The organism is Selenomonas oralis (assembly GCF_051603425.1).
Taxonomy (GTDB): domain Bacteria; phylum Bacillota; class Negativicutes; order Selenomonadales; family Selenomonadaceae; genus Selenomonas; species Selenomonas sputigena_A.
On sequence record NZ_CP194411.1, the window covers coordinates 1,993,694 to 2,005,695 of the forward strand.

The 12,002-nt window shown below is 54.4% G+C and carries 8 protein-coding genes; 5 read left to right on the forward strand and 3 right to left on the reverse strand.

The genetic code is table 11. The annotated features are described in order from the left end of the window. Nucleotides 1-32 precede the first annotated feature (32 nt). From ACRTGH_RS09520 to addA, 4 genes are all read left to right on the forward strand, one after another. Nucleotides 33-821, forward strand: a complete 789-nt coding sequence (locus ACRTGH_RS09520; RefSeq protein ID WP_368847440.1) for a CheR family methyltransferase — start codon at nt 33-35, stop codon at nt 819-821. A 39-nt stretch (nt 822-860) separates the two neighbouring features. After that, nucleotides 861-1,829 (forward strand): phenylacetate--CoA ligase family protein, encoded by a 969-nt coding sequence (locus ACRTGH_RS09525; RefSeq protein WP_368847441.1) that lies wholly within the window; start codon nt 861-863, stop codon nt 1,827-1,829. Nucleotides 1,830-1,986: 157 nt separating this feature from the next. Beyond that, entirely contained in the window at nt 1,987-5,460 is a 3,474-nt protein-coding gene (addB, locus tag ACRTGH_RS09530; protein WP_368847442.1) for a helicase-exonuclease AddAB subunit AddB, read from the forward strand. Beyond that, nucleotides 5,415-9,158, forward strand: a complete 3,744-nt coding sequence (gene addA, locus ACRTGH_RS09535; RefSeq protein ID WP_368847443.1) for a helicase-exonuclease AddAB subunit AddA — start codon at nt 5,415-5,417, stop codon at nt 9,156-9,158. Before addB ends, addA begins: the two co-directional genes overlap by 46 nt. A gap of 51 nt (nt 9,159-9,209) precedes the next feature. Here the strand turns inward: addA and ACRTGH_RS09540 are convergent, their stop codons facing one another. Beyond that, nucleotides 9,210-10,658 (reverse strand): ShlB/FhaC/HecB family hemolysin secretion/activation protein, encoded by a 1,449-nt coding sequence (locus ACRTGH_RS09540; protein ID WP_368847444.1) that lies wholly within the window; start codon nt 10,656-10,658, stop codon nt 9,210-9,212. 15 nt (nt 10,659-10,673) lie between these two features. On the opposite strand from ACRTGH_RS09540, the gene ACRTGH_RS09545 reads away from it, so the two are divergent. After that, entirely contained in the window at nt 10,674-11,072 is a 399-nt protein-coding gene (locus ACRTGH_RS09545; RefSeq protein ID WP_368847445.1) for a hypothetical protein, read from the forward strand. A 159-nt stretch (nt 11,073-11,231) separates the two neighbouring features. Here the strand turns inward: ACRTGH_RS09545 and ACRTGH_RS09550 are convergent, their stop codons facing one another. After that, nucleotides 11,232-11,747 (reverse strand): hypothetical protein, encoded by a 516-nt coding sequence (locus ACRTGH_RS09550; RefSeq protein ID WP_368847446.1) that lies wholly within the window; start codon nt 11,745-11,747, stop codon nt 11,232-11,234. Beyond that, nucleotides 11,728-12,000, reverse strand: coding sequence for a hypothetical protein (locus tag ACRTGH_RS09555; protein WP_368847447.1), 273 nt, complete (start codon nt 11,998-12,000; stop codon nt 11,728-11,730). The genes ACRTGH_RS09550 and ACRTGH_RS09555 overlap by 20 nt, the downstream gene beginning before the upstream one ends. Between the last annotated feature and the right edge of the window lie 2 nt (nt 12,001-12,002).

Sequence of the window (12,002 nt, forward strand, 5' to 3'; positions counted from 1 at the left end):
AAAATCAACAATTGTCGGGAGGCAGGATAGATATGCTGGATGACCAGGACTGGGGCTCATTCAAACGGAAGCTCAAGGCGAAGACGGAAATAGATCTCGATCTTTACAAGGAGCCGCAGATGAAGCGGCGTATCGGCAGTCTTGTGACGCGCAAGGGCTACGATTCGTATACGAAGTATTTCGATATGGCGACGCAGGACAAGACGGAGTTTGACGCCTTCATCGAATATCTGACGATCAACGTCTCGGAGTTCTTCCGCACGCCGGAGAAGTTCTCGAAGCTTGAGACGGACGTCATTCCCGATTTGTTGACGCGCTCGCCCAAGCTCAATATCTGGAGCGCGGGCTGCTCCATTGGCGCTGAGCCGTATTCTCTGGCGATGATCTTGAAAGAGATGACGCCGGGCAAACAACATCGCATCCTCGCGACGGATCTCGACGTCGAGATCATTGCCAAGGCGAAGAGGGGCGTCTACACGGACAACGAGCTCAAGTGTGTCGAGAGTCCGCGCCTCAATAAATATTTCACGAAGGGAAGCGACGGTACGTTTGCCGTGCATGAGGACATCAAGAAGCTCATCGAGTTCAAGCGTCACAACCTTTTGAAGGATCCCTTTGAGACGGGCTTCGATCTGATTCTCTGCCGCAACGTTGTCATTTATTTTACGGAAGAGGCGAAATTCCAGCTGTACACGAATTTCTTCCGCGCCTTGAAACCCGGCGGCATTCTCTTTGTTGGGGCGACAGAGGCTATCCTGAACTTCCGCAAGATTGGCTACACGAGCTATCAGCCTTTCTTTTATCAGAGGCCGCTGGCTTGAGCGTGAAGAACGGTTTTGCTTTTTGGAAGGGGTGGCTGGATGTTCGCGAATGAAAGAATCGAATGTATGAAACGCGAGGATTTAGCGACTTTGCAGCTCGTGCGTCTAAAGAAGACGATCGCCTGGGCAAGGGAGAAGAGCACTTTTTATCAAAAGAAATTTGCCAGTGCGCCTGAAATAAGGATAGAAAGCCTCTCCGATCTGGAGAAGCTGCCGTTCACGACCTTGCCGGATATTCTCAATACATCCCCCTTTGACTTCTTGACACTTCCCATGAGCAGCATCCTGCGCATCAGCTGCCGCCGCTATACAGGGACGGTTGTCAAGATGTATACGAACGGCGATATCGCGCATAATGTCGATATGTTGACACGCATGCTTGTGGCTTCGGGGATTCATCGTGCGTCCGTCGTCGGCATCTTAGGGGATATGTCGGATGGCCGTTTGCTTGATTTGCAGATGGCGGCGGAGGTCATAGGCGCGACGACGGTATTGCTCGGCGAGGATATGCAGGGGGCGGTGGAGCTCGTGCGCCTTACGGGCATGGATACGCTTCTGGCAAGTCAGCCGCTCGTCATGCAGCTCATCGTTCATGCGCAGATGAAGAACATCGAGCCCTCGGAACTTCCGCTGCAGGTCATCATCTGTCTTAACGAGGCGATATCAAACCCCATGAAGCGCCATATGTGCGAACGCCTGCAGACGGAGGTGCACGATCTCTTTGCTTCGGCAGAGCTCGGCACGGCAGGCATGTTCTTTCCGTGCGGCAAGGGGCAGGGGCATCATGTGCAGGAGGACTACTGCTATCCTGAGATCATCGAATTCAGCGGGGCGCGTGTTATCGAGGAAGCCGGACGCATGGGCGAGCTTGTCGTGACGACGCTCGGTGCGGAAGCCATGCCGCTGATCCGTTACCGCACGGGACAGGCGGTGATGCGTCTGGATGAACCGTGCACATGCGGCCGTGCTTTTTTGCGCCTTGCGACGCCGTTTGCTCTTGCGCACTGAACAGAAGCGCGCGGGAGTGCTGCCCGGCCCGTACGTCCCGACGGCGGGTTTTTGGGATGCATTTTACAGGAGAAGATAATGCCGTGCGCATTGTCCGGCAGGACATGCTTGCACGGCATTTTTGCTTAAATATTTCGGATATACAGGGGGCGGGATGATGATCGAGTTCGTTGTGGGGCGTGCAGGCACGGGGAAGACGCAGGAATGTCTTGCCGCCATGAAAGACCGTATGGCTGCTGATCCTGTGGGCAATGCGCTTGTGCTGCTTTTGCCGGAACATGCGACGTATGGAGCGGAGCGCCGTCTTGCCGCCATGATGGAGGGAAAGGGCGAGGGTTTTGTGCGCAGCCTCGTGTTCGGTTTCAAGCGTTTCGCGCGCCATGTGCTCCAGGAGACAGGTGGTGCAGCGCGTCCGCGCATTACAGGTTTAGGCCGCCGGTTGCTTCTGAAGCGGATTCTGGGCGAGGAGAGGGAGCAGCTGCAGGCCTTCCAGCGTGCGGCAGGCCAAAGGGGATTTACGGAATCCCTCGAAGGCGCACTGGAGGAATTCCGCATCTATGGTGTTGACGGAGCGGCATTGGGGAGGGTACAGGATTCTCTCCAAGATGAATATTTGTGCAGCAAGCTCAGCGACCTTGCGCTTCTCTACACGCGTTACCGCGAAAAGATGGCGGGACGTTACAACGATACGGGCGATATGATGGAAACGCTTGCAGCGAAGATTCCGGAATCGACACTTCTGGAAGGGGCGGAAGTCTGGGTCGACGGCTTCGACTTTTTCACGCCGCAGGAATTGAAAATCCTTGCGGCTCTTTTTCAAAAGGCGGAGAATGTGCATATTACGCTGACTTTCGATACGGCGGAGGGAAGTCGGCAGGAAGGCAGTCTTTTTTATCGGCAGGCGGAGACGCTGGAACGGTTGCGGCAGTTGGCCGAGAGCCTCGGACTTCTCGTGAAGATGCGTACTCTTGAGGCGGCGCGGCGCTTTCAGAACCCGGCGCTCTTATCGATAGAGAGGCATGTTTTTCATTTCCCGCTCAAGGCGCAGAAGGGCGGAGAGGGTGTACAGATCGTGGAAGCTGCGACGCGCCGCCTCGAGGCGGAGGCGGCTGCTGCCGACATCTTGCGTCTGGCGCGCGAGCAGGGGATGCGCTGGCGCGATATCGCTGTTTTGGTGCGTGAGGAGGACGCTTATGGCGATATGTTCGCGCTGACGCTTGAGGATTACGGCATACCGTTTTTCCGCGACAGCAAGCGCCCGGGCGTGCACCATCCTCTGGCGGAACTGGTGCGATCCTCTTTTGAGGCCGTGCGCGGCTGGCGTTACGATGCGATGTTTCGCGCCTTGAAAACAGGTTTTTTTTCACCGGTGCGCGATGCGATCGATTTGCTGGAAAATTATGTTCTTGAATTCGGCGTGCGCGGTCAGAAGAAATGGACGATGGAGGAGGATTGGTCTTGGCGGCGCCGCCGCAGTCTCGATGAGCTGCAGGAGGAGACGACGGATGCGGAGCGCAGGCGATTGGACGGGATCAATCTGTGTCGGCGTGATGTGGCGGAACCTCTGCAGAAATTTGCGGCAGAGCTTCGGGAAGCCGCCGATGTGCGCGGCTATGCCCTAGCGCTTTATCATTTCCTGCTCCTTCTCGATGCGCCGGGAAAGCTCGAAAAATGGGCAGATACGGCTGAGGCGGCCGGAAGCTTGGCCGAAGCGCGCGAGCATCGCCGGATTTTCGATGCAATTATCGGTCTGCTCGAGCAGATGGTGGAGACAAGCGGCGAGGATAAAATTCAGGTGAAGGAATTTGAGGATATTTTGTGCGAGGGTCTTGACGCCTTGCAGCTTTCCCTGATTCCGCCGGGACTTGATTATGTGACCGTCGCCGATTTCGATCGAAACAGTGTGGAAAACGCGCGGGCTGTCTATATCCTCGGCGCGAACGAGAGCGTGATGCCGAGGCACAGCAGTGAGAAGGGGCTGCTCTCCGATGCTGACCGCCTGCATTTGGGCGAGGCGGGCATCGAGCTGCCGCGAGGCTCCGCCGAGAGCAGCTTTGGGGAAAAATTCCTGCTCTACAAGGGCTTTACGGAAGCGCGCGAGTATCTTTGGGTTTCTTATGCGCTCGCCGATACGGAAGGCAAGGCGTTGTCGTCGTCGCCGATTATCGGACAGATTCGTGCGGTTCTGCCCGAGGTCAAATTTCGTTCGATTCCGCTGGAGGTGCTGGGGCAGGAACGGCGGCTTCTGTTGGCGAACGGGCGGCAGGCTGTTTCCGGGCTTGCGGCAGCCTTGCGCGTCTATCGTGAGAAGAAGAAGCTGGAGCCTTTTTGGTACGATGTCTACAACTGGGCCTTGCAGGAGGAAAGCCTGCAGTTTGTGCTGCAGAAAGTTCTCCAGGGGATTTTTTTTACGGCAAGGGAAGAGACGCTGCCGCCTGAACTCGCGCAGAAGCTTTACACGAAAAACAATCGTCTGCGCGGCAGCGTTACGCGTTTCGAAAGCTTCAGAGCATGCCCCTTCCGTCATTTTGCATGTTATGGACTGCGTCTCGGGGAACGCATTGAGAGAAACTTTGGCGCACCGGATCTCGGCACATTGCTGCATGGGGTTCTGCAGGATTTTGGCGAGCAGCTGCGAGAAGAGGGGCGGCACTGGCGCGATGTTAAGGAAGAGGAATGCCGGAAGCTCGTAGAAGAGATTTTGGCGCGCCTTGCGCCCAAGGTGCAGAACGAGATTCTTCTAAGCTCCGCGCAGTATAAGAATTATCTGCAGCGCATCGAGAAAACAGCGAGAAATTCGCTGCTGCATCTCATAGAGTTCGATGCAGCCAGCGATTTCCGACCGGTCGCTCTTGAACGATCCTTCGGCTCCGGTTCCGGCGGTATGCCGCCGCTCGCTTATCCGTTGGGAAATGGCTTTGTGCTTGAAATCACGGGACAGATCGACCGTATCGACAGGGACGGGGAAAACCGCTATTTTCTCATCATCGACTATAAGACGGGTGAGGCGCATCTCGATCTCTTGGAGGTTTATTATGGCCTCAAACTTCAGCTGCTGACCTATCTGCTCGTTGCGCGGGATTTGCTTTTGCGTGCGGCGGACGGCGAGGCGCTTCCCGCCGCCATGCTCTATTGCTTCCTGAACAATCCTCTCGTCAATGTGAAACCGCATTCCGGAGAGGAAAAGGAAGCGCTGAATAAGGCGCGTCTCATGCCGGGCTGGCTATTGGAGGACGAGGATGTGGTTCGTGCCATCAACGGCGCGGGCCGGTTCACCAAGGTTTCCTTGACAAAGGCCGGCAGACTTAGCCGACAGCAGAAGGGAAGCCTGCGAACGGCGGAGGAATTCGACGTTCTGCTCGATTACATCGCTTTCATGCTCAAGGATACGGGGAAAAGCATCCTCGCCGGCACGGTAAAGACATCTCCCTATCGTATCGGCGGCAGGGAGGCCTGCCAATATTGTCTATATCGGGCTTTCTGCGGTTTTGATGTGCGGGCGGGCTTTTCTTACAGCATACTGAAAAAACTTGAAACGGCGGAAATCCTCGATCATATGGAAATCAGAGGAAAGGAGGCAGTGTCATGGCAGAAGGACGAATTTGGTCAAAACGGCAAGAAGAAGCCATAACGGAAAGCGGCAAAAACCTGCTTGTTGCTGCAGCTGCGGGTTCAGGAAAGACATCGGTGCTCGTCGAGCGCATTATCCGCAGGATTCTCTCCGGCAAAGCAGATGTCGATAAGCTGCTCGTCGTAACTTTTACGAACGCCGCGGCTGCTGAAATGCGCGAACGCATTGGAGCGGCGTTGGAGGAGAAGATTAAGGACGGGGTGGATATCGGGCGCTTGGAGCGCCAGATGGCCCTGCTTTCAAACGCCTCTATATCAACGCTTCATTCCTTTTGCCAGACGATTATTCGCCGCAACTTCGCCGCCATCGATCTCGATCCGAAGTTCCGGCTTGCCAACGAACAGGAAATGAAGATCCTGCAGCGGGAAACACTGGAAACTCTTTTTGAGGAAAAATACGAGGCGCAGCAGAAGGACTTCCTTTCCTTTGTGGAAACATACGGCTCAGAACGCGGCGATGAGGCCGCCTATCATATGGTGCTGTCCCTCTATACGTTTTCCTGCAGCCAGCCCTTTCCGGAGCTTTGGCTGGATGGTGTCGCTGCACGATTTGATCTGCCTGAAGGGACGCGTCTGCTTGATACGCCATGGGGAGAGGCGGCGCTTGAGGATTGCCGGCTCACATTTTTAAGCTGCCTCGACGCCATAAAGCCGCTTGTGGGAGAGGCATCGTCACTCGGTTGGGAGTCTTGTGTGCCGACGCTCGAAGCCGATGAAGAAATGCTGCAGAACGCCCTTGACTGCCTTGCGCGTAAAGATTGGGAGGGGATGCGCCAGCTGCTTCCTCCGCAGACGAAATTCAAAATGCTGAGATTTCCCAGAGGACTGGATGATTCAGAGAAGGACGCAATCAAAAAAACGCGTGAGGCCGTCAAAAACAAGATCAACCAAATGACCGCCATGTATTTCCATTCGTCTGAGGCTGTCCTGCTCGAGGATCTTCGCGCACTTTCTCCCGTGGCTTCTGCATTGGTTGCACTTGTCAGGGAATTTTCTGCTGCATTCCAGGCGGCGAAGAAAGAGAAGCGACTGGTGGATTTCAATGATCTCGAGCATTTCGCTCTCGCCGTCTTATGCAGGGAAGATGCCCCGAAAGGAGAGCTGCGTCCTTCCGCTGCGGCGCTTGCCCTGCAGGAGAAGTATGAGGAAGTCATGGTCGATGAGTACCAGGACACGAACGGCGTGCAGGAGGCAATCCTTTCGCTGATCCGCCGCGAGGACAATTTCTTCGTCGTCGGCGATGTGAAGCAGAGCATCTATCGTTTCCGCATGACCGACCCGACGCTGTTTCTGAAGAAGTATACGGAATATCCCACGCTGGGAGAAAAATATCATCGTGTCGTCCTGGCGGAAAATTACCGCAGCAGGGCGGGGATTCTCGCTGCTGTGAACTGGATCTTCTCTCAGGTCATGGTGCCGGAATCGATGGAACTTGCTTACGATAAGAACGCGGCTCTCTATCCCGCAGCAAAATTCCCTGAAACGAAAGGGGAGAATTTGTCGGGCGCCACGGAACTCTACCTTATCGAGCGGGATTCGGAGGATGAGAACAGGGAAGAAGCGCAGGAAACGAAGGAAACGAAGGAATCTGCGGATGCAGCAAGAGATGGGGAGGAAGAAGGCGAAGAGGCGGAAGAAATGGAGGGTTTTGCGCTTGAAGCTGCCTTTATTGCCCAATATGTGCGTTCCTTGGTGGAAAGCGGAAAGCTCGTGGCAGACAAGGAAGGATATCGTCCTCTGCACTGGCGTGACATCGTCATTTTGCTGCGCGCCGTGAGCGGCAAGGCGGACGTGCTCATGGAAAAACTGCGCGATGCGGATGTTCCGGCCTATGCTGTCCTGAGCGAAGGCTACTTTGAAGCGATGGAGGTGCGCGTGATGCTTGCTGCGCTCGCCGTCATCGACAATGAGCGACAGGACATTCCTCTGGCGGCGGTGCTCCATTCGCCGCTGGTCGGTCTTTCCGCCAGCGAACTTGCAGAGCTTCGCCTTATTGCGCCCGAAGAGGATCTTTTCGGGGCGCTTTTGATCGCAAACCGAGCCGAAGTGAAGCTGCCGGAAGAGCTGCGTGCGAAGGCTGCAGCTTTCCGGCATCGCCTGAGCGAGTGGCGCCGATTGGCTTGGCGCGTCAGCGTGTCGGAACTCATCTGGCAGATCTATCGCGATACCGGCTACTACGATTATGTGGGCGGCATGAATGGGGGACTTCTGCGTCAAGCGAATCTGCGCATGCTTTGCGATCGTGCACGCGACTATGAGCAGACGAGTTTTCGAGGGCTCTTTCGTTTCCTGCGCTATATCGAGGAGTTGAAAAAAAGGGAAACCGATCTTTCAACTGCGCGAACGCTTGGCGAAAGCGAGGATGTCGTGCGCATCATGACGATACACAAGAGCAAAGGCCTGGAATTCCCCGTTGTCATCGTTGCCGATCTGGGCAAGGGATTCAATGTGAAGGATGCAGAGGGTGACTTGCTCATGCACAGGGAACTCGGCATCGGTCTTTATCGTGTGGAAAAGGAGCGCTCCCTGCGCTATTCGACGCTCTCACACGAGGCAGTATCGGCCTGTCTTCGCAAGGAAAGCAAAGCGGAGGAACTGCGCGTGCTTTATGTGGCCATGACGCGCGCGAAGGAAAAGCTCATCCTCGTGGGTTCGGTAAAAAAGCTTGCAGCACGAGCCGAAAAGTGGTGCGCTCATACAGCCCTCGCGGAACGGCAGCTGCCGGCATACGTTCCGCTCGAGGCGAAAAACTTGCTCGATTGGGTCGCGACGGCAGTCGCGCGCCATGCAGATGGGGCGCCGATCCGAGAGCTGACGGAAATCAACGGCATAGAAGCCGTTTCGTTGGGGGAAGACGATTCGCATTGGGATGTCCGCATCGTGCCGGCTTCTTCCATCCGTAAGGTGCAGCCTGCCTTTGAAGAAGATGATGAAATCTTTGCCAGCCTGCGTACAGGCGCTCCTTTGCCTGCTTCGGAAGAAAAGGAGCATGTGGAAAAAATTCTTTCATGGCGCTATGCAGAGCGGGGCGTTGCCGATGTGCCTGCGAAGCTTTCTGTCACGGAATTGAAGCGCCGTTTTGCCGCTGAGGAGGCAGCGGAGGATTCCTATAGGGAGCCTCATGGGGCGATTCGTGAAACAGAAACATTTGCTTTTAAAAGGCCGAATTTCGTGCAGAAAAAGGAAAAACTTTCCCCGAGCGAATACGGTACCCTCATGCATACAGTCCTGCAGCACGTTGATCTTGCAGGCGATCTGAGTGAAAAAGGCATTGAGGCGCAGCTGGAAACAATGGCGCAAAAGGAGATCTTGCTGCCTGAGCAGATAAAATCCGTCGACAGCAGAGCCATAGAGGATTTTTTTGCCCAGTCGTTGGGGGCGGAAATGAAAAAGGCGAACCGCCTCTGGCGGGAACTGCCCTTCAGCCGCATGGTTGAAGCCAGGCGCTTTTATCCCGATGCCGAGCCGGAGGCGCGCATTTTCCTTCAGGGCATCATCGACGTGCTTTTCGAGCGGGCAGACGGAAAACTGACGCTTCTCGACTATAAGACCGACAGAAATACTCGTCCGGATGTGGTACGCAAAAAATATCAGCAACAGATTGATCTCTACGCCGAAGCTGTTGCAGCGATTTTTGGCCGCGCACCGGAGGAGCGGTATCTCTATCTCCTGCACAACGGGGCAGTCGTATCTCTTTGACGCATTAGCGCCCATGCCTTGCATGACGGGGGATTGCCTCGTGACATATCCTCATATTTTCAGCTCCAGAGAAAACCCGCTGTGCCAACGCGGGATGCGCATCCCGGCAGGATACGAAAGCGCTCGCCCGATGTACCAATCATAGTGCAGGCAGCCGGCGATCTCACCGCGAAGCCCCAAGGCTGCGCCGATCAGGCTGTGCCCCAGAAGATCCTCCGTATTCAGCCCGTAAACTGCGCCGGCATCCAGTGCCAGATAGATTTCACTGTGCCAGCGAGGTATGGCGCCGGACAATTCATTGCGAAGATACCAGCCGCTTTCCCCCAGCAAGGAATCTTCCCCGTCGAAACCGCGGACGGTGTAACGGTTCCCGATATTCAGCATATCCGCGCCATAGAGATGCGTTTCCCCCGGCGTCCACTGCCCATGCAGGGACATGGTGTATACCGCCGGACGATGCGCCAGCGAAAACGTTTTTCGATAATCGATATCGAGAAGCAGCATGTGATATTTTGCTGTCGGGGATCCCTCCCAGGGAGAATCCGCCTTGGCGCCGAACAGGACAGGCAGACCCCGTCGGCAGGCCAAGCGTGTGTAAAGCACGGCCTCCGGCAAGTAGTTCCGCTGATAAAAGGCCAGCTCCAACGCAGCCAGATGGATGTCCTGCGTACCGATTTCCACATCATTGATATAGCCGTGGGAATTGCGCTTTCGGACGGAGATTTCCATGCCGGTCTTCCTCGACTGCGTTCTTTCCAGCACATGATTCCAAGCGAGGCGCAGGAAGTTGGAATTCCCATGGTGCATGAAGCTGTTTCCCGTGTAGGCGGATTCAATCCATTGATGATATTTGCTCTGGCTATAAGAAAGCGTCAGTGTATTCATACCGGCCGGAATGGAATAATAGAGGCTCCAGCTCGGATTTCCCCGACGGTAGCCGTCAAATTCCGCATCCCGGTTCACGCTGACCTGCAAGATGTCGTTGGCATTTGCCGGCTGCTCGAAGGTCAGCGAGAGACCCAGCTGCAGCTTTCCTGTGCTCTTCAGCCCGGAATCGTCAAAAAAGAGGGAACCGTAAACGGGACGGTGCTGCAGGATCGTCAGTTCCACATCCGACATCCCCGCCTCATCGGAAGGGAGCAAGCGCATGGTGACATCCTGTGAGGCGAGGCGCTTCATCTTCTCCAATCCCTGCTCCAGAAGGCGGAGGTTCAAAATATCTCCCTGCCCGATGGGGAAGGCATTGTCGTAATTCACATGCGCACTTTCCTTGCCATAAACGAAGCCGCGCAGGCGTCCCGCCTGCAGAACGAGGCGCAGCGTCCCCTGCGAGAGATTCTGCTCCGGGATGACGACGCGGCTCGTCACATAGCCGCGTTCCAGCAAATCCCGGTTAAGCTCACGCACCAGGCGGTTGATCGCGGCAAGATCCATATCCCGGTCTTCTCTTTGCCGGAGATGTTCCTGCAGCCAGGGAAATGCTTCTGCCTCGCCTTCCATCTCGATTCTTTGGATATGGAAAACGGCTCCCTTGCCTTCGGCAGCGGTCTCCGGCTCCTGCACCGGCGTCTCGATTTCCAGCCGCGGCGGATGCAGTCGCCTTTACCTTTCCAGTTCAGCCTCCCGGGCTTCATCGATCTGGCTCTGCCGCATGCCTGCATCGGGCGCTGTGGCCTGAACGGATGGAGCAAAAAGACCCGTGAGGAGCAGGAGCATTATCCCTACATATTGTTTTGTCTGCATGTTCTTCCTCACATTTCCCGGACAGCAGCCTTATTCATCGAAGTCGTCGTCATCATGAAAAAAGCTTGTGTCAAAACATACGAAAATGTACATAACGAATCTGTTTTTCCAGCTGCAAAGCCGTATTTTTCAAACCCTAACGAGTGTTTTTGCTGTGCGAAGGTTGCGTAATGATCTTCCAATCCAAATGAGCAGACCTATACAGCTTAAGGTGATAAAAACTTACACAATCGTCTATACTTTACCCAAAACGCGTACATTAACTTAGTACCTCCTGATAACATTTCCATACGACAAGACCTTCTCTATGAAAGTAGGTAAAGTCATCGTCTAAAATGGACTGTATTTTGGAAGGCTTGAATTTACCGAATATCTTTCCAGTCCTTTCTGCATAAGGAGAGGATTACCTTCCAGATCATCTTCATGAGTGAAGACGATTGTCCATTGCAATGTTTTATCTGTGATATAAATATCCTCCGGGAAAAATTCCAGATGATCCAATAACAGATTATAGTCGAGTTCTATCACATCTTTCTTGCCGAATTTCCAGTAATCTTTTATGAAGATTCTATCCCTGGAATTATTATCCCAGAAAACTACTACTTGCTTCAGGAATTTACGATATCCCTCGATCTGATCTTCATTAATAAAAGAAGGCGATTTTAGGACATCCCATAAATATCCCACATAGCACAGTCCATCCGAAAATTCCTCTACCGTTTCAATGTTGTTCTTATAGTATTCACTGCTGGTATTTATGTACTTTTCTATATAACGATTTCGGTATGCTTCTGCTTCTTCTTTGCTTAATATACGGATATGTTTTTTAAAATTTTCCAGTTCCAATTTCTCGGATAACCTCCTGTATTCTTATCGTTCCTTTTCTTCCATCTTGCGTAATGATAGCGTAGAAAGCAGCTTCGGCTCCCGTGCGCGCGTCGCCTCCCAGGAGTTTTCCCGCTGCGCCGCTGACCAGCATGCCTGCCAGCAGTTGGAGGTTGTCGTCAGGGATTTTAGAGATTTCCTTGGCGAAGATGTCTTGCGCGGCACTCCCGGCAGCTCCCGCCAGGAAGCGCCCGGGATGTGGCTTTTCCGGCATGA

Coding starts and splice junctions, on each gene's coding strand:
- ACRTGH_RS09520 (WP_368847440.1), top strand. CDS start 33: ATGCTGGATGACCAGGACTGGGGCTCATTCAAACGGAAGCTCAAGGCG.
- ACRTGH_RS09525 (WP_368847441.1), top strand. CDS start 861: ATGTTCGCGAATGAAAGAATCGAATGTATGAAACGCGAGGATTTAGCG.
- addB (WP_368847442.1), top strand. CDS start 1,987: ATGATCGAGTTCGTTGTGGGGCGTGCAGGCACGGGGAAGACGCAGGAA.
- addA (WP_368847443.1), top strand. CDS start 5,415: ATGGCAGAAGGACGAATTTGGTCAAAACGGCAAGAAGAAGCCATAACG.
- ACRTGH_RS09540 (WP_368847444.1), bottom strand. CDS start 10,658: ATGGAAGGCGAGGCAGAAGCATTTCCCTGGCTGCAGGAACATCTCCGG.
- ACRTGH_RS09545 (WP_368847445.1), top strand. CDS start 10,674: ATGGAAAACGGCTCCCTTGCCTTCGGCAGCGGTCTCCGGCTCCTGCAC.
- ACRTGH_RS09555 (WP_368847447.1), bottom strand. CDS start 12,000: ATGCCGGAAAAGCCACATCCCGGGCGCTTCCTGGCGGGAGCTGCCGGG.